19 protein-coding genes are annotated in these 18,709 nt (G+C 36.8%); 11 read left to right on the top strand and 8 right to left on the bottom strand.

All coding sequences use genetic code 11. From position 1 onward, the window contains the following. A partial coding sequence (locus tag QM491_RS13735; protein WP_283328055.1) for a hypothetical protein occupies positions 1–205 on the bottom strand: 205 nt, incomplete at its 3' end. 259 nt (positions 206–464) lie between these two features. On the opposite strand from QM491_RS13735, the gene QM491_RS13730 reads away from it, so the two are divergent. The 7 genes from QM491_RS13730 to QM491_RS13700 all read left to right on the top strand — a co-directional run bounded on the left by QM491_RS13730 (position 465) and on the right by QM491_RS13700 (position 8,752). Next, positions 465–1,247, top strand: coding sequence for a hypothetical protein (locus QM491_RS13730; protein ID WP_283328054.1), 783 nt, complete (start codon positions 465–467; stop codon positions 1,245–1,247). A 129-nt stretch (positions 1,248–1,376) separates the two neighbouring features. Continuing rightward, positions 1,377–3,254 (top strand): mucoidy inhibitor MuiA family protein, encoded by a 1,878-nt coding sequence (locus QM491_RS13725; RefSeq protein ID WP_283328053.1) that lies wholly within the window; start codon positions 1,377–1,379, stop codon positions 3,252–3,254. A 90-nt stretch (positions 3,255–3,344) separates the two neighbouring features. Continuing rightward, positions 3,345–5,228 carry an ABC-F family ATP-binding cassette domain-containing protein gene (locus tag QM491_RS13720; protein ID WP_283328052.1) on the top strand — a complete coding sequence of 628 codons (1,884 nt, stop codon included), beginning with the start codon at positions 3,345–3,347 and terminating at the stop codon, positions 5,226–5,228. 127 nt (positions 5,229–5,355) lie between these two features. Further along, on the top strand, positions 5,356–7,008 hold the full coding sequence (locus tag QM491_RS13715) for an amidohydrolase (RefSeq protein ID WP_283328051.1): 1,653 nt from the start codon (positions 5,356–5,358) through the stop codon (positions 7,006–7,008). Positions 7,009–7,179: 171 nt separating this feature from the next. Next, positions 7,180–7,800 carry a DedA family protein gene (locus QM491_RS13710; RefSeq protein ID WP_283328050.1) on the top strand — a complete coding sequence of 207 codons (621 nt, stop codon included), beginning with the start codon at positions 7,180–7,182 and terminating at the stop codon, positions 7,798–7,800. 89 nt (positions 7,801–7,889) lie between these two features. Further along, positions 7,890–8,354, top strand: a complete 465-nt coding sequence (locus tag QM491_RS13705; RefSeq protein WP_283328049.1) for an NADH-quinone oxidoreductase subunit A — start codon at positions 7,890–7,892, stop codon at positions 8,352–8,354. Between the two features lie 44 nt (positions 8,355–8,398). Then, positions 8,399–8,752 (top strand): hypothetical protein, encoded by a 354-nt coding sequence (locus tag QM491_RS13700; protein WP_283328048.1) that lies wholly within the window; start codon positions 8,399–8,401, stop codon positions 8,750–8,752. A 13-nt stretch (positions 8,753–8,765) separates the two neighbouring features. Here the strand turns inward: QM491_RS13700 and QM491_RS13695 are convergent, their stop codons facing one another. Continuing rightward, positions 8,766–9,803 (bottom strand): PorP/SprF family type IX secretion system membrane protein, encoded by a 1,038-nt coding sequence (locus QM491_RS13695; protein ID WP_283328047.1) that lies wholly within the window; start codon positions 9,801–9,803, stop codon positions 8,766–8,768. Positions 9,804–10,167: 364 nt separating this feature from the next. Between QM491_RS13695 and bshC the strand changes: the two genes are divergently transcribed. Then, positions 10,168–11,712: a bacillithiol biosynthesis cysteine-adding enzyme BshC gene (gene bshC, locus QM491_RS13690; protein ID WP_283328046.1), complete on the top strand. Its 1,545-nt coding sequence runs from the start codon at positions 10,168–10,170 to the stop codon at positions 11,710–11,712. Between the two features lie 124 nt (positions 11,713–11,836). On the opposite strand, the gene QM491_RS13685 is transcribed toward bshC, so the two are convergent. Continuing rightward, positions 11,837–12,307, bottom strand: a complete 471-nt coding sequence (locus QM491_RS13685) for an Lrp/AsnC family transcriptional regulator (protein WP_095161194.1) — start codon at positions 12,305–12,307, stop codon at positions 11,837–11,839. Between the two features lie 299 nt (positions 12,308–12,606). Beyond that, positions 12,607–12,891 carry a TIGR03643 family protein gene (locus QM491_RS13680; protein WP_283328045.1) on the bottom strand — a complete coding sequence of 95 codons (285 nt, stop codon included), beginning with the start codon at positions 12,889–12,891 and terminating at the stop codon, positions 12,607–12,609. A 28-nt stretch (positions 12,892–12,919) separates the two neighbouring features. Between QM491_RS13680 and QM491_RS13675 the strand changes: the two genes are divergently transcribed. Beyond that, positions 12,920–13,222, top strand: a complete 303-nt coding sequence (locus QM491_RS13675; protein ID WP_283328044.1) for a hypothetical protein — start codon at positions 12,920–12,922, stop codon at positions 13,220–13,222. 112 nt (positions 13,223–13,334) lie between these two features. Further along, positions 13,335–15,020 (top strand): glutamine--tRNA ligase/YqeY domain fusion protein, encoded by a 1,686-nt coding sequence (locus QM491_RS13670; protein WP_283328043.1) that lies wholly within the window; start codon positions 13,335–13,337, stop codon positions 15,018–15,020. A gap of 85 nt (positions 15,021–15,105) precedes the next feature. Here the strand turns inward: QM491_RS13670 and QM491_RS13665 are convergent, their stop codons facing one another. From QM491_RS13665 to rpmG, 4 genes are all read right to left on the bottom strand, one after another. Next, on the bottom strand, positions 15,106–15,573 hold the full coding sequence (locus QM491_RS13665; protein WP_283328042.1) for a hypothetical protein: 468 nt from the start codon (positions 15,571–15,573) through the stop codon (positions 15,106–15,108). A 74-nt stretch (positions 15,574–15,647) separates the two neighbouring features. Then, positions 15,648–16,625: a signal recognition particle-docking protein FtsY gene (gene ftsY / locus QM491_RS13660; RefSeq protein ID WP_095161198.1), complete on the bottom strand. Its 978-nt coding sequence runs from the start codon at positions 16,623–16,625 to the stop codon at positions 15,648–15,650. 150 nt (positions 16,626–16,775) lie between these two features. Next, entirely contained in the window at positions 16,776–16,925 is a 150-nt protein-coding gene (locus QM491_RS13655; protein WP_283328041.1) for a DUF4295 family protein, read from the bottom strand. A 46-nt stretch (positions 16,926–16,971) separates the two neighbouring features. Beyond that, positions 16,972–17,154, bottom strand: coding sequence for a 50S ribosomal protein L33 (gene rpmG, locus QM491_RS13650; RefSeq protein ID WP_095161200.1), 183 nt, complete (start codon positions 17,152–17,154; stop codon positions 16,972–16,974). Between the two features lie 274 nt (positions 17,155–17,428). Between rpmG and QM491_RS13645 the strand changes: the two genes are divergently transcribed. Then, complete coding sequence (locus tag QM491_RS13645) at positions 17,429–18,643, top strand: NADH-quinone oxidoreductase subunit D (RefSeq protein WP_283328040.1); 1,215 nt, start codon at positions 17,429–17,431, stop codon at positions 18,641–18,643. Positions 18,644–18,709: the final 66 nt, after the last annotated feature.

The raw sequence follows: 18,709 nt of genomic DNA, 5'->3' as shown, positions 1-18,709 counted from the left end.
ACAGAGTAGTTAAGCCCAGTACCGTTGATGATACTGCAATCAAATGCGGGAAAGTAAAAAAGCTCCAAAATATTACAAAGTAGATAAGCCACTCCAAAAGAGTGGCTTTTTGCGTTTTACAAGGCTCAGTATCGTTGAGAATAATGCAAAATAAGAGCATCAAGCCGTGCGCCACAACTACATACGGGAATGTGAAAAGCTCCAAAATATTACAAACAACCCCCAAAGCCACCTCGATAGAGTGGCTTTGGGGGTTTACAAGACTCAGTACTGTTGTTGTGATGGCAAACTATGCGTAGTTACTAACTGTGGAAAAGTAAAAGCTTTAACATATTATCTCTATGCCATTTTTCTAGTTTGAGATTTAAGGAATGTAAAGTTTTTCTTTACACTTTATTTATTATAAAATATTATCTATACTTTTACTCAAAATAAATCATGTAAGTATTTTCTACCCTTAAAATATGAGAACAGCTCTTTTCTCATTGTTGCTACTATTATCTGTAGCTTCACAAATATCGTTAGCTCAAAAACGATATACTCCTCGATATAGCTATTTAGATGGCTATTCTTTAACAGCAACTGCTGGTATTCCATATATTGTTGGAGAACTTCATGGTATTCAAGATTTCCCTACCATTTATAATTTATCATTAGAAAAAGGTTTTTCTCCTAAATTATCTGGACGATTAACTGTAATGTCTGGAACAGCACAGAGTCAAAATAGTGCAGAATATCATGCCTATGCTCGAAATAATTATTGGGGAGTGTCAATAGCGCCTGTGATAAATTTAACAGCCCTATTCGCTCGAGAGCAAGAACGTCAGTTCAAATGCTATATATCGCTAGGTATAGGATTATTGCGATTTCATACTGATGTGTACAATGGGAGTCAAGAATTGAGAACTACCTCAAATAGTACCAGCCGTCATACACCTCTATTTCAACAATATGGTGCTGGGTCTGGAACTTCTGGCATATATTACACAAGAGAAGTTTTTGTCCCGTTAACCTTTTCATGTGATTACAAATTACTTCCTAGATTTTATTTGAATGCTTCATTAGGCATAAATTGGATTAGTACAGATAAATTTGATGGAACAACTCCATATAATTTAACAGACCCTTATTTTGTGGAAGGACCGAATTCATATAGCAATACGGCAAATGATGGCTGGGTAAGTCTAAGTGTTGGGATAAAATATAAATTTATTGCGCAACGATTTATCCATCAAAGAGGAATTTAGGAATTAATATTTTATTTGATAAATGGATTCTAGAATTGCCTTTGAAGATTTAATGATTATTTTTATACCTACACTGCAAATAAGTAAAACCTCAATTATACCTAAATTCTAACAATCATCACATCATCTATGATTAAGATACTTTTTATATTTCTACATGGACTATGGTTTACACCAATCTTGGCCAATCAGTCAGCCCCTTCTAGGATTGAGGCTGTTACTGTATATCCCGATGGAGCTCAAGTTATCAGAAAATCTAAAATGGATTTACCAATAGGAAAAACTGAAATAGTTTTTACAGGGCTTGGTGCAACTTTAGATGTCAAAAGCTTGCAAATAAGCGTAGATACAAGAGTGAAAATTCTGGAAATAAATCACCGATTAAATGACTCAAAAAAAGAAAAACAAGAGGAAATAAAAAAGCATGAAGATCAAAAAACAGCTATTGATGCGAAAATCAAAAATTTCAAAGCAATACTAACAGTTTATAAAAGAGAGGAAGATTTACTTGTAAAGAATCAAACCATTGGTACATCCTCAACTACTAAAGTGGAAGAATTGAAGCTTTTAGTCGATTTCCAACGACAACGTATGACTGAAGTCCTAAATAAACAATTGGAAATAGAAAGGAGCATAGAAGCTTTAGAAAGTGAAAAAAAGAGACATAATCAGGAGCTTACCGATTTGACTGAAAAACAAACAACTAATTCATCAGAAGTAGTGGCAGTAGTAGAGACTAAGGAAGCTTTATCTGACATGGTTTTCAATATCTCATATTATGTCAAAGAAGCAGGCTGGATTCCAACTTATGATGTGCGTGTCGAAAATGTACTAAAGCCTTTAAGATTAGCTTACAAAGCTTATGTGTACCAATATTCGGGGGAAGATTGGAAAGCTGTGAAGTTACGGTTTTCAACGGCTAATCCTAAGAAGAATGCTACACCTCCTGAATTGCAAAAATGGTTTTGGGGAGAAGCTAATGACTATTCGTCATATTATAATTCTGTAGAGAGTAATTCAGAAGATTTGACTGAAGTAAAAGGTTCAGTGAAAGACTTCGCAACTCAAAATGGCCTACCAGCAGTATCTATCTTGTTAGCTGGTACAAACTTTGGAACAGCTACAGATGCTAACGGAAACTATCGCTTGGCGATTCCCTTGAATTTACAAAAGAAAGGTATAGAGTTAATATATTCTTATATTGGTTATAAAACTCAACGTCAAAGAGTTTATGGTAATAAACTAGATGTTAGATTACAAGCAGAGTATAATGAATTAAATGAAGTAGTGGTGGCTGGCTATGGTAGGCAACAAAAGCAAACTATCACAGGTGGTATAGCAACAGTTGAAAGAAAAAGTAAAGATGCTCCAGTACTAACTAATATAGAAGAAAGTGAAGCTCCTACGAGCTTGAGTTTTGATGTTATTTCGCCAACAACCATTCCTTCGGATGCAGAAACTCATACCATCGACTTGAAAGAAGAAGATATTCCTGCTTTTTATGAATATAAAGTTATCCCTAAGATAGATACAGACGTTTTTTTACAAGCGAAAGTACAAGATTGGGAAAAATATAACTTGGTAGCTGGTGAGGTCAATCTTTATTTAGAGGGCACCTATGTGGGCAAAAGTGAGCTGGTATTAAAACAAAATGATTCACTTGTTTTTGCTTTAGGAAGAGATAAAAATGTAATTGCTACTCGTAAAAAACAAAAGGAATTACAGAAAAAACAATTTTTAAGTAATAGTAAAGTCGATTATGTAAGCTATGAAATTGAGTTGAAAAATACGAAAAAGTATTCTATCAATATTTTAGTAGAAGATCAATTCCCTGTAACGCGGTTGAAAGAAATAGAAATATATGATAAGCTCGCTCCTGAGGCAGGAGTTGACAATGATTCAGGAAAAATTACTTGGCGATTAAACCTCGCTGCCATGCAACAAAAGAAATTGACCTTTCAATATACTGTCAAATCCCCCAAGGGTATCACAAGTTCAACCGAATAGTTTTAGGGCCGTATCTCAACGATACGGCTTTTTTTACGTAATTTTGCACCAAATTTTGCTAAACTAGGCTTAAGCCTATTGCTCAACATAATGAATTATCTATCAGCAGAAAATATTTCTAAAAACTTTAATGAGCGTTGGCTTTTTAAAGGTATCAACTTCGGTATCCTCAAAGGCGATAAAGTAGCCCTTGTAGGCCAAAATGGCTCAGGAAAGACTACCTTGATGAATGTCTTGGCAGGGGTTATTCCTGCCGATGAAGGTACCATTAGTATTCGTAAAGGGATTACTGTGGGTTATCTTTCACAAAATCCTGTATTTAATGAATCTTTATCGGTTATGGACTCCCTTTTTGACGGAGACTCACCGACTGTACAAGCAATCAAGGCTTATGAGAATGCCATGCTACATCACAATGATGATGAGCTAACAAGAGCACTTGAGTTGATGGAAAAATACCAAGCATGGGACTATGAAAGTCGTGTAGAACAGGTTTTGGGAAAATTGGGAATTCACGACCTAGATAAGCCTATTACGTCATTGTCGGGTGGTCAACGTAAGCGTGTAGCTATGGCCAAAATTTTGATTGAGGAGCCAGATTTAATCATTATGGATGAACCGACCAACCACCTTGACTTAGAAACAATCGAGTGGTTGGAGCAAACTCTTTCTTCCCAAAATGTAACCTTGCTACTGGTAACCCACGACCGTTATTTCTTGGATAGAGTTTGTAATAATATTGTCGAGCTAGATAATGGCAAAACTTATCCTTACAAAGGGAACTATGGGTATTTCTTAGAGAAAAAAGCGGAACGTGAAGCCATGGAAGCGGCAAGTATCGATAAAGCTAAAAATTTGCTTCGTACCGAGCTTGAGTGGATGCGTCGCCAACCTAAAGCACGTGGTACGAAAGCACAATACCGTGTCGATGCTTTTTACGATTTGAAAGATAAAGCATCGCAGACTAAGGACGATTCTAAAGTACAGTTAAATGTAAAAATGGCTCGTCAAGGAAGTAAGATTTTAGAAATTGATGATTTGTCAAAAAGTTTTGGCGAACAAAAAATCGTTGCTAATTTTTCTTATGTCTTCAAGAAAAAAGATAGAATTGGTATCATTGGAAAAAACGGAGCTGGGAAATCGACATTTTTGAATATGATTACCCAAAATTTGAAGCCTGATTCTGGAAATATTACTACTGGCGAAACGGTTGTTTATGGTTACTATCAGCAAGGTGATTTAGAATATAGAGATGGGCAAAGAGTTATTGATATTGTAACCGAAATCGCCGAATATGTTACCTTAGGAAATGGACAGAGTATTACAGCAAGTCAATTTTTGACGCACTTTAAGTTTGAACCTAAAGTACAATATACGCTTGTTGAGAAGCTATCTGGGGGCGAAAAACGCCGTTTGGCTTTGATGCGAGTATTGATTAAAAATCCTAACTTCTTGATTCTAGATGAACCTACCAATGACTTGGATATTCAGACTTTGAATATTTTGGAGGACTTCTTAATGGAGTTTGGAGGGTGTTTATTATTGGTATCTCACGACCGTTACTTTATGGACAAATTGGTAGAACACCTTTTTGTATTTGAAGGAGAAGGACAAATTCGTGATTTCCCTGGTAACTATACCGATTATCGTGAATGGAAAGATGAGTTAGATAAACAAGAAGCTCAGACTAAATCGTCACCCAAGAAAGCAGAAGAACCAATTGCTCCAGTTGCTCAAGAAGCTTCTGTTGCTACTTCTGCCAAAAAGAAACTTTCTTACAAAGAACAAAAAGAGTATGATTCTTTGGAAGAAGAAATGACTAAACTAGGAAAACGAAAAACAGAGTTAACCGAAAAGCTCAATGCTGGAGGCTCATACGAAGAATTGGCTGCTTGGGCTAATGAAATAGAACAAATTACAGACCAACTTGATGAAAAAGAACTTCGTTGGCTAGAGTTATCAGAAATGATGTAGTCTTCATAATTCTTTCATTATAAAAGCATTACTATATATTCCAGTGCCACAATTTGTATTGTGGCACTTTTTTTTGTTTAACTTTATCTAAAATTATTCAAAGTCAGCAAACCTTTACTACCATTATATGAAAAAGACATTACTCACATTTACTTTTATACTATTAAACATATTGATTTTGCAGGCTCAAAAAACCTGCTTTTATAATGGAAAAGTTTATACTGTTGATGCCAAAAACTCAGTTGCAGAAGCGGTAGTTGTCGAAAATGGCAAAATACTATTTGTAGGTTCTAGTCCCGAGGCTCGTGCCGTATGGTCAGATAGCCGCACTAAGATGGTGGATTTGAAAGGAAAGCTGATGCTTCCTGGGCTTATCGATAATCACACTCATTTTGCCGATGGAGGCATGTATCTGTTGGGAGTAGATTTGAGAGGAGCCAAAACCATCGCTGAATTTAAAAGTATTTTGAAAAAGTATGTGGATAACCATCGTGGAGAGTGGATAACTTCTGGCAATTGGGATCATGAATCTTGGGAAGTAAAAGAATTACCTACCAAAGAAATGATAGATGAGTTTTCGCAGGATACCCCCATTTTTGTTGATCGCTTTGATGGGCACATGGGCTTGGCCAATTCAAAAGCCTTGGCCTTAGCGGGTATTACCAAGGATACTCCCTCTCCTGATGGAGGAGAAATAGTTAAAGATCCCAAGACTGGCGAACCGACAGGTGTGCTAAAAGACGCCGCTATGCCTTTGATTTATAAAATTATTCCAGCGGCAAATGCAGCGCAAAAAATAAAATTTGTAGAAAGAGCACTCCAAGAAGCACGAGAAAACGGTATTACTTCTGTTCATGATATTACTTTTCAACCAGATTTGATTGCCTATCAAGACTTGGAAAAAGCAGGTAAACTCACATGTCGTTTTTATACAAGATTGCCAATTAGTACTTATCAAAACTTGGTAAATACTGGTATTCAAGCAGGATTTGGTTCTGATAAAATTAAATTAGGCTCGCTCAAGGCGTATGCGGATGGTTCTTTAGGTTCTAGTACAGCTTTGATGTTTAAGCCCTATACACAAAACCCCAATACCAAAGGTTTGGCTTCAGACATTATCATTAATGGGAGCTTGACTAAATGGGCTGTAGACGCCGATAAAAACCATTTGCAGCTTTCTATTCATGCTATTGGGGATTCTGCTAATTATTTAATGTTAAAGCTTTTTGAAAAAATTACACAGGAAAATCCTAAATGGGATCGTCGTTTCCGTATAGAGCACGCACAGCATGTGAGATTTGAAGATATTCAAGCCTTTGCCAAATTGGGTGTTATTGCTTCTGTACAGCCTTATCACTGTATCGACGATGGCGTTTGGGCTGCTAAGCGTATCGGAGACCGAGTGAATTATACGCATCCATACAAGTCATTTTTAGAAGCTGGTGTAAAACTCTGTATGGGCTCAGATTGGTCAGTGGCGCCGCTCAATGCTATTTTGGGGATATATGCCGCTGTAACCCGCCAAACAGTAGATGGAGCCAATCCGATGGGTTGGATACCGAAACAGAAAATATCTGTGCAAGAGGCTATCAAAGCCTATACTATCAATAATGCGTATGCGGCTTTTGAGGAAAATGTAAAAGGAAGTATAGAAGTCGGTAAACTAGCTGATATGGTGGTACTTTCAGAGGATATTTTAACAATTCAACCTGAAAAAATAAAAAATGTACAGGTATTAATGACTATTTTTGATGGGAAAATTGTTTTCGAAAGAAAGTAAACCTCGAACATAAAAACTAGGGCATGGATTGAATATTTCCTAATGAAGTTTTAATCCATACACAACGAAAAATTGTAAAAATAAGTCTAATTTGTCGAGGCTATTGAACTAGCTAATCAATAGCAGAAACTGGATTTTAAGTGTTGTGTAGGCTTGTTGTAAGAATTATCCATGGATATAACTCAAATAATTAAATATCTCTCCGATTCAAAAGAGATTATTAATGCAGGACTCTTTGCTATTACTTTTGTAGTATATGCTGAAAATGGCCTATTTTTCGCTTTTTTTCTACCAGGCGATTACCTTCTATTTTTGACAGGTATTTTTGTAGGAAGCAAACTTTTGCTTTATCCTATTACAACTGTGATTTTATACTTGTTTTTGGCGGCAGTAATAGGCTCGCTAACGGGTTTTTTGTTTGGTAGATATTTTGGGACTACCTTAGAACATCGACCTGACACTTGGTACTTTAAAAGAAAACACTTGGATGCCACAAAGGATTTCTTTGAAAAATACGGCAGCCAAGCCTTAATTATCAGTAGATTCTTACCATATATCCGTACCTTTGCACCGATTTTGGCAGGTATTAGTAAGATGAATTATCCCAAGTATCTTTTCCTTAATATCGTTGGCGGAGCCGTTTGGGTAGTCTCGTTAGTAGGAGGGGGTTATTGGTTTGGTATCGAGTTTCCTTGGATTATCAATTATGTACATTATGTCATTTTGTTTTTCTTGGTAATCACAACTTTTACTGTTGTCAAAGGTTATTTTAATATAAGGAATAAGTCATAAAAAAGCATTGAGCCTTAGGCTTTCGGCATACCACAGATACTGTTTGTTAGTCCTAATGTGTTTCAATTGCTTTTCTAATTTGTTATAAGATGCTTAGTGAATTTGGCTATATTTTATTGTTTATTATCACTGCGATAGTGTTTACAGCAGTGATTCTTTTTGTGGCAAAACTATTAAGACCCAATCGTCCGAATGTTGAAAAGCTGACTACTTACGAGTCTGGAGAAGAACCTGATGGTAATGCCAACGTCCGTTTTAACATTCGTTTTTATGTGATTGCGTTGTTGTTTGTGCTATTTGATTTAGAATTAGTTTTCTTATTTCCGTGGGCAACGGTTTTTGGAAACGAAACGCTAAACAATTCTACAGATGGGCTGTGGGGGTGGTTTGCCATAGTCGAAATGTTTATTTTTGTAGGAATTTTAATATTAGGCTTGGCTTATGCGTGGATAAAAGGGCATTTGGATTGGGTACGCCCAGAGGTGCAAGAACCGCAATTTAAGTCGCCTGTGCCCATTAGTAAATATGAGGCAATCAATAAGAAATATTCTTAATATAAAATTTGAGTATTCACCTAATATGCTCAATCCAATTTACCATGTCTTCTCCTAAAACGGCTATTAGTTTTCATTTAAGACAAGGATATATATTGTTAATAGTGCCTTATCTGCAAGTGTCAGGTATGGCACTTTTTCCTTTTATATTGGTTCAAAAAGGCAATCCTTCCAAGATATTGGTCAATCACGAAAGAATTCATCTGCGCCAACAAGTCGAATTAGGAATTGTATTTTTTTACCTATGGTATCTGATTAATTATGGTGTGAATCGATTGAAGGGAATGACCCATAATCAGGCATATCATCAAATAATATTTGAAAGAGAAGCCTATCGAGAAGATGAGAATTTAGGATATTTGACAAAAAGAAAATGGCTTGCCTTTTTACAATATTAAGCAAGCCATCTTGTTACCATAAATTTTGAGGACAAAGGATTTTATGCCTATTATTTAGCATAACCCCAATCACAATCTCATGTGAGCCTCTAGAGCGTTGATTGATGTCAGATAAAGTAAAGTCATACGAATAACCAATATTCAAAAGAGAACTAATATTAAAGCCTACCAAACCTACAAAAGCATCTTTGTTGCGATAAGATGCACCAATCCAAAAACGATTGTCATACATAGCTTTTAGGTTTACGTCATAAGTCACAGGAGCTAAATTAACTTTTTTGACCAATACCGAAGGCATCACCGTCCAATAGTCAGTAGCATCGAATCTATAACCAGCCGAAAGAAAATAGTGAGGAAAAACGCTACCTACCCAAGAATAAGTAGAAGAGTTATCGCCAGTAGGTTTGAGGTTATAGTTTTCAAAAAGTAGTTGATTGGCAGATATCCCGATATAGTAATTCATCGAATAATACCACGCCCCTACGTTGATAGTGGGTTGAATTGCCGTAATTTTGCCACCTCCCATAATTGCAGGATCGGGATTTACTTTTACCTGTAAATTAGAAAAATCTAAAGTATATTGTGTCACCCCACCTGATGCTCCAATCGCTAATTTTGAATGCCCTGTTACAGGAATATGATAGGCATAACTTCCCAAAAGACTTATTTGTGAGCTAGGACCCATATTGTCAGATATTAGCGAAATACCTACGCCCTGATGCCCTGGCACACGTGGCTTACCACTATATTGGCGTGAGGGTGTAATAGGACGACGAATGGTTTTGCTGATGTAGGGTGTTGGACCAGTACTGGTACGGTCGGGCTTATCTAGCGCAAAATGTGCTGTTAGATAGTATGTTGTGGGTGCACCCTCAAAATTTGTCCACTGATTGCGATAGCCGACCTTTATATCGGTATAATCTTCAATACCTACCACTGCGGGGTTGATCAGATAGGTATTCATCATATATTGACTGTATTGAGGGTTTTGTTGGGCACTTAGGTTATAGCAAAATAAACTTGCTATCAAGAAAAGTATAAATTTTTGCATGACGAGGATTGCGTATGTATTAGCGTAAGGAAAAACAAGCAAATTTTGTGCCTATTCCTTTTTGAAGGACATTGGCTATGTTGCGGGCAATCGGCTTGAAGAGGGCGGTTTTTCAACAAGTGTTATACAAATATACTCAATATATATAGATCAGTAAGGACTGAAATAATTCATTTCAAGGTTTTTAATATGTTATTGGTCGATAATTTGGTGGTGTTCAGAAAAACATCAAACTTTAAAAGAACGAACTCCACAAACCTTGCGTTAGTATGAAGTTAGGTTTTGTTTTCTATCCAAGACAATACTCCATTCAATCAACCATTAGAAGATATTTATAGAAAAGCCCGATGGGGCATCGCTCATTATGCAAGTACATAGACTACCTTTAAGACAAACCAATCAATTTTCAGCGCTCTTTCTTGATTATATGGACCAAGCTTCTGCTTTGGCCGAGTATTCTGGTAACTTTCCTAATTTGGAGGGTTTTGCGAAGCAAATAGAACAAAAATCTTTTTCTGACGAAAACAGAAAAGTACTTGTAGAGGTATTAAAACAACAATACCAAAACCTAACAATTCAGCCAGATTTAGATATTCTTGCACAACCTAATACCTTTACCGTTACAACTGGACATCAGCTGAATATCTTTACAGGGCCTCTTTATGTGGTTTATAAGATGATTACGGTTATCAATTTGGCTAAATCATTGAAGAAAGCATATCCTGACTACAACTTTGTGCCTGTATATTGGATGGCTACTGAAGACCATGATTTTGCGGAAATCAACCATTTTTCGTTGTTTGGGAAAAAATACGAATGGAATACCGAACAAAAAGGAGCGGTAGGAAGAATGAATCCTAAAGAGCTTGAAGCACTAATCAATGAGTTTACTGACTGTCCAGAGGTATTTAAAAGCGCTTATCTTGAAAAAGAAACCTTAAGCGATGCTGTACGATGTTATATTCAAGAGCTATTTGGTGCAGAAGGATTGATTTGTATAGATGCAGATGACCGCCAGTTAAAGACTTTGTTCTCCCCAATTATCAAAGATGATTTATTGAATCATTCGGCTTTTGCTAAAGTACAGGCAACCTCTCATACGCTCGAAAGTTTAGGATATAAAACCCAAATTGCCCCTCGCGAAATCAACTTCTTCTATTTGTCTAACGGCGTTCGTGAGCGTATCGTAAAAGAAGAGGGTATTTATAAAGTATTGAATACAGAGCTTCAGTTTTCTGAAGAAGAAATACTTGCTTTACTCGAATCTCAACCAGAACATTTTAGTCCAAACGTAGTGTTGCGCCCTGTATATGAAGAGGTTATTTTACCAAATCTAGCCTATATCGGTGGCCCATCCGAAGTACCTTATTGGCTACAATTGAAAGGTGCTTTTGATTATTATGGTGTAACATTTCCTATCTTGATGCCACGCAATTTTGCTCTGGTTGTTAATAAGGCATCGACCAAAAAAATAGAAAAATTAGATTTATCTATCGATGAATTATTTCAAGATGAAATAACGTTACGTAAAAACTTTGTTGAAAAGCATTCGGAAAACTCTTTGAGTTTAGCAGAAGAAGGAAAGACATTTTCAGTGATTTTTGAAGAAATACTCGCCAAAGCTATCAAAATCGACAAAACTTTGGAAGGAGCTGTTAAAGGTGAGCAACAAAAGCTCTTGAATAGCCTTGACCATTTAGAAAAACGCTTGAAAAAAGCCGAAGAGCGTAATCATGAAACAGAAGTAAATCAGTTGTTGGGGCTCAAACACAAACTATTTCCTAATGGTAGTTCGCAAGAACGTGTCGAAAATCTCCTGAATTTTTCGCTTAACAATTCTGAATTTATCTCAACATTGCTCAATACCTTCGATGCACTCGATTTTAGCTATTACACGATAGTAGAGTAAGTATAAATACTGAATTGAGAGTGCTGAATGCCTACGGCTTTATACCTAAAGCGTGTAATAACAAAAAGCGCGAGCCTTTCTCGAAGGGTTCGCGCTTTTTGTATGACTGTTATGAAGAAGTTTTTCAAGGTATAGGCAACACCTTACTTTCTTTGAAAGTAGAAAGAATTACCATCGTTTGGGTGCCAGCAACTTCTTCTATTTCATTGATTTTTTCAAGCATCAACTTTTGGTATGAAGAAATATCTTTAGCAATAATTTTCAATAAAAAGTCACCCGATCCTGTTACGTGATGGCATTCGATAACCTCTGGAATATCATTGATCTGATGTACGAATGATTCAGTAACTTGTTTTTTGTGCCCTGTCAATGAAACTGTAACAAAAGTTGTAACTCCCAAGCCAACTTTATCTCTATTTAATTGAGCATGATAACTTTGAATAATGCCAGATGTTTCTAATTTTTTTACACGTTCGAGGGTAGGCGCTGGCGAAAGACCAATTTCTTTTGAAAGTTGGGCGTTAGTAATTTTGGCGTTCTGTTGAAGAATTTCCAGAACCTTATGGTCTATCTGGTCTAGTTTAATTGCACTCATCTTATTAGGAGTTTAGTATGGATAAATTTTGAATTTTTACTAGATTGCTCGACAGTACAATCTAAGCCGTTCAAAATCTTTTACTTCTGATTTGAGTCTGTTTCTCAGTAAGGAGAAGAAATAGAAAGCAAAGTTACAGACTTTCTGGTAAATTTCTAAGAAATTTTACAGAAAAGGAATTTTGTAAAATAAAATTTCTATTAAACGGTATAATCTTATTGAAAAACCTATAATATTTTGCTCAAACGAAATGAGTGTATTTGATATAGAAGCAGTTAAACGCAATTTTGTCCATAAAATTACTTTCTTTTCGAAATTTTGTTCATCGATATACTCCTTTGTAAATCACATTTAAAGCGCCCCTTTAAAATTGTACTTTTGACACGATGTTTGGTGGCTCGACCTTGTACACGCTCTCTCCACATTTTCCAAGAGGAACGTTTCATTTCTTTTCGCATTAACTCTATTACCTCTTGTTCTTTTAGTCCAAATTGCTCTAAAATGGCATCAAAAGGCGTACGATCTTCCCATGCCATCTCAATTATACGGTCTATGTCTTGTTCGCTTAATATGATTTTTTTCATGAAATTGATAATGTTAAAAAACACTTAAATGACTTGCAGAAACGCGTTGGCGTTTGAGCATATCATTCATAACTTCTCACAGGCAGAATTGTTGGCAGGAATTCATCACTCGACAGGATTATTCGAGGAATGTGATTTTTGTTTCTCCCATTTCATAAAAATGTGTAAATTCGTATTTAATACAAATTTATTCAACGGGGTATTTGTCCTTTTCAAAATGATTTGTTACAGATTTATAAAGCAAACTCAGCATGGAAGTGTAAGTAAAAAGAAAGCTTACAGAGACAAAGATTGGCAGGTTGAGGATTTCTTCAAAATTGTATATTTCTAATCTTGCCTATCGCATGATGCTTGCATCTATATCCATCAACTAAAATTACACGGTATTCTTACTAAAAATAGGTAGTCCTTTGGGGCTATCAACGTTTTGATTATTTGGTATTATGACAGAAGAAAAAGAAAAATCACAAGAGCGAATTCCCGCTAATTTTCTCGAACAAATCGTTGAGGAAGATATTACATCAGGAAAAAATGGTGGTCGTGTACACACTCGTTTCCCTCCCGAGCCTAACGGTTATTTGCACATTGGTCATGCCAAATCTATTTGCTTGAACTTTGGTTTGGCCGACAAGTTTGGTGGAAAAACAAACCTTCGCTTTGATGATACCAACCCTGTAACAGAAGATACAGAGTATGTAGAGTCTATCAAGGCTGATGTGCGTTGGTTAGGTTTTGATTGGGAAAATGAGCTATATGCTTCTGACTATTTCGACCAGTTATATGAGCTTGCAGTACAGCTAATCAAAAAAGGATTGGCGTATGTAGACGACCAAACATCTGAACAGATTGCTGCTCAAAAAGGAAATCCTAACCTTCCTGGTGAAGAAAGTCCTTATCGCTATCGTTCGGTTGAGGAAAACCTCGACTTATTTGAGCGTATGAAAAACGGTGAATTTGAAGACGGTGCCAAAGTGCTTCGTGCCAAAGTTGATATGGCGCATCCTAATATGCACATGCGTGACCCGTTGATGTACCGTATCAAAAAAGCAAAACACCACCGTACTGGCGACAAATGGTGTATTTATCCAATGTATGACTTTGCTCACGGGCAATCAGATTCGATTGAGAAAATTACTCACTCGATTTGTACTTTGGAGTTTGATGTGCACCGCCCGTTGTATGATTGGTTTATCGAAAAATTAGATACTTTCCCTTCTCATCAATACGAGTTTGCTCGCTTGAATCTTACTCATACAGTAATGAGTAAAAGACGTTTGTTGCAATTAGTGAAAGAAAAAACGGTTTCTGGCTGGGACGATCCACGTATGCCAACTCTTTCGGGTTTGCGTCGTCGTGGATATACGCCTGCTTCGATTCGTAATTTCTGTGATAAAATTGGGGTAGCCAAACGCGATAATCTCATTGATGTTGGAGTATTAGAGTTCTGTGTTCGTGAGGACTTGAACAAAGTAGCAACACGTGTAATGGCAGTGCTTGACCCAATCAAGTTAGTGATTACCAATTATGCAGAAGGACAAGTTGAAATGCTTCAGGTTGAAAATAACCCAGAAGATACCAACAGTGGTCATCGTGATGTACCATTTTGTCGTGAAGTATATATCGAACGTGAAGACTTCATGGAAGTTCCTCCAAAGAAATTCTTCCGTTTGGGACCTGGCCTAATGGTTCGCTTGAAAGGTGCATACATTGTAAAATGTGAAGATTTTGTAAAAGATGAATTCGGAAATATTACCGAAATACACTGTACTTATATTCCAGAAAGTCGCTCGGGTTCAGATACCTCTGGTATTCATGTAAAAGGAACAATTCACTGGGTGTCTGCACAGCATGCGGTACCAGCAGAGGTACGTATTTACGACCGTTTGTTGATATTGGAAGATGCTTCACAAGTAGGGGATGACTTCAAGAAATTCATTAATCCAGATTCATTAACTATCTTGGATCATGTATTAGTGGAGCCAAGCCTAAAAGAAGCTGAGTTAGGAAAGAACTATCAATTTATCCGTAAAGGGTATTATTGTTTAGACAAAGATTCTACTGAAGATAAATTAGTTTTCAATAGAACCGTTGGTTTGAAAGATGCTTGGGCAAAAGAAAAGAATAAATAATTTTAATTTTGCCAAAGAATAAATTGACAAAAAAGTGTGGATAAGTGATGTTAATAACTCACTTATCCACACTTTTTTGTTGCTATTAATAGGCTGCCTGATAGTTAATCACAAAATTGATTGGCTCGTTTTTCTCTTTTTTTACCTCAAAAGGAAAAATGTTTTCTTCGCCATCAAAGATATTTGCCCACAGACCTTTTCCCTCTTCACGTACCATGATTGAATACTTTCCTTCTGGTAATTCTAGACAAAAATCTCCATTTTTATCTGTTAACGTGCTGATAATCAGTTTGTTTTTGATATTTGAGTAAAAGCCATTGACCTGTGTTACTTGTCTGAGATTGGTAAGCTCATAAACCAATACCTCTCGTTGAATACCTTTTGGAATACGAGGAGGGCGGTCGGGCGACGGCATTTGATTGCCAGATACCCAAGTGACTTTTCCACATACCTTGTTCTGATTGTGGATAACTTTTGAGGGTGATATGGATTTATGCGTACAAGCCATTGTTGACAACATTGCAAAGAGTCCGAGGAAGAGGGTTTTTATCATAGCTATAAAAGAAAACATCCTAAACAATGTCTGTGCATTATTTAGGATGTAAACGTATCGATAATGAAGATATTTTATGCTTTACGCTTGAAAAGTGAGTTCACAAATTCCTTTTTGTTGAAAACCTGTAAGTCTTCAATTTTCTCTCCCACACCAATATACTTCACTGGAATTTTGAACTGATCTGAGATACCAATCACCACGCCACCTTTGGCTGTGCCATCCAATTTGGTAATAGCTAGTGCTGTTACATCGGTAGCTTTAGTAAATTCTTGTGCTTGGATAAAAGCATTTTGTCCAGTCGAACCATCCAATACCAAAAGTACTTCATGAGGAGCTTCTGGTAAGAACTTCTGAACAACACGCTTGATTTTTGCCAATTCATTCATCAAGTTTACTTTGTTGTGTAAGCGACCTGCTGTATCAATAATCACAACATCGGCTTGCTGTTCAACGGCTTGTTTTACAGCGTCGAATGCTACCGAAGCTGGATCGGTATTCATACCGTGGTCGATTACTGGAATACCTACACGCTGTCCCCAAAGCTTGAGTTGGTCAACCGCAGCGGCACGGAAGGTATCGCCTGCACCTAAAATAACCTTGTTGCCAGCTTTATGGAATTGTGAGGCTAATTTACCAATAGTCGTTGTTTTACCTACGCCATTGACACCTACCACCATGATTACATAAGGCTTAATGTCAGATTTTTTGAAGGCATCAGTAATATCTTCAGATTTATTTTGAGCTAATAGCTCGGCGATTTCCTCACGAAGAATTTCGTCAAGTTCGCTTGTGCTTACGAATTTATCACGAGCAACACGCTCCTCGATACGACGAATGATTTTAACAGTAGTTTCAACGCCGACGTCCGAAGAGATTAAGATTTCTTCTAATTCATCTAATACTTCATCATCGACTTTTGACTTACCGACGATAGCACGACTCAATTTCGAAAAAAGTCCTTCTTTGGTTTTTTCGAGTCCTTTGTCGAGTGATTCTTTCTCTTCAGTATTGAGTGTTTCTTTCTTTTTAAAAAAATCGAATAAACCCATTTGTTGTTATTTTTTTGGTTACTCGTTAAAAGCCTGAAATTATCTACAAGAAGAGATATAGAAGACTTTTGAAAACGTAAGACAAAAGTAAAACAAAAAAAGTCCCGATAAAGGGACTTTTCCTAAAAATCTTAATAAAAGAGCTGAATATTAAGCTTTAAGAATAGCTTGAACATCTTCTTGAAGAACGATTTCTTCTTTGAAAGAATAAGCTCCAGTAGCGGTTTTAACAGCTTTGATAACTTTAGCGTATTTTACACCACCTTCTTTTTTAAGGGTTGCAACTACCTTCTTTGCCATGTTATTATGATAAGTTAACAGTTATCTGTGAGGATAACCGAGTGAATTACTTGATTTCTTTGTGAACAGTTACTTTTTTCAAGAAAGAGTTGTATTTTTTCAACTCAATACGAGCAGTAGTGTTTTTACGGTTTTTAGTAGTGATGTAACGAGACATCCCTGGAACGCCTGAAGCTTTTTGCTCAGTACATTCTAAAATCACTTGGATTCTATTGCCTTTCTTAGCCATTGTGTTATGCTTTATGAATTTTCTGTATCTTACAAATATTTTTTATTCGTTTGATTATCAGAAAATTACAACTTGCTGATAAGTCCGAACGAATATATATTTCCCAAATAGGACTGCAAAGGTAGTAAATGTTTGAGTTTTAGACAAATATGTTTTTGAAAAAACTTATGCTTTGAAGGCGTTTTTCAAAAAATAAGATAAAAATTGACGTTTGGGGACTAAATTTGCCCCTTCGCTGTTCTCAATCTAAGATAAAATTCACGAATTTTACGGCATGAAGCAAATTCAATACCAATACGACCCTGAGCATTTTAGACACTCAGACCCCAATAAGTATAATTCCTCGAAACTCAAATCGGAAGAAATGATTTTGTCGTTGGGGCCTCAACACCCTTCGACTCACGGTGTTTTGCGTTTGGAGGTAATCTCTGATGGCGAGCTGATTGTCGATGTGGTACCGCATTTGGGGTATTTACACCGCTGTTTTGAGAAACATGCCGAGTCTTTGGCGTTTGGACAAACAATTCCATATATCGACCGCTTGGATTATTTGGCAGCGATGAACTCTGAGCATGCCTATGTAATGGGGGTCGAGAAAATGCTTGATTTGGAGGGCAAACTTCCAAAACGTATTGAATATATCCGTGTATTAGTGGCCGAACTCAACCGTTTGGCATCGCATTTTGTTGCCATAGGTACGTATGGCTTGGATATTGGGGCATATACTTCGTTTTTGTGGCTCATGCGTGACCGTGAACATATTCAGCGTTTGCTCGAATGGCTTTGTGGTGCTCGTATGCTTTACAACTATATCTGGATTGGAGGTTTGTTTTATGACTTGCCTGTGGGCTTCGAAGAGCGTTGCCTGGAGTTTATCAACTACCTCAAACCCAAAATGGTTGAGATTCGTGAGTTGATAATTGAAAACAAAATCTTTGTACAACGTACTGCCAATATTGGCGTTTTGCCTTTGGATTTGGCTATTAACTATGGTTGCACTGGACCAGTGCTTCGAGGTTCAGGATTAAAATTTGACCTCCGTCGTGTCGATGGCTATTCTGTATATCCAGAACTTGATTTTGAAATTCCAGTAGGAAAAGGAGAAATGGGAACTGTGGGAGATTGTTGGGATAGAAATTTTGTCAGAGTTCTAGAATGTGATGAATCAATCAAAATTATAGAGCAATGCTTAGTGCAGCTAATGGGCGACCATAAGCGTACTCGTGATTTTAATCCGCAAGCTATGCTACCGAAAAAAGTGCGCCCACAAGCGATGGATTTATACTTTAGAGCTGAGAATCCTAAAGGAGAACTAGGCTTTTTCTTCAGAACAGATGGGCGTTCGGATGTACCTTTGCGTGTAAAAGCAAGAGCGTGTTCGTTTCATAATTTATCGGTAGTACCTGAAATAAGTCGTGGTGCAATGTTAGCCGATTTGGTGGCTATCGTAGGCTCTGTAGACTTAGTAATGGGTGAGGTAGATAGATAGATTTTAGAGGTGAAGAGCATAAAGTTTTGAAATTCTCAACAAATATTTAATATCTCTGTCAAGACA

The organism is Flectobacillus longus (assembly GCF_030056705.1).
Lineage (GTDB): Bacteria > Bacteroidota > Bacteroidia > Cytophagales > Spirosomataceae > Flectobacillus > Flectobacillus longus.
The sequence above is the reverse complement of the archived record's forward strand: the minus strand, read 5'-3'. Positions and strand labels throughout refer to the sequence as shown.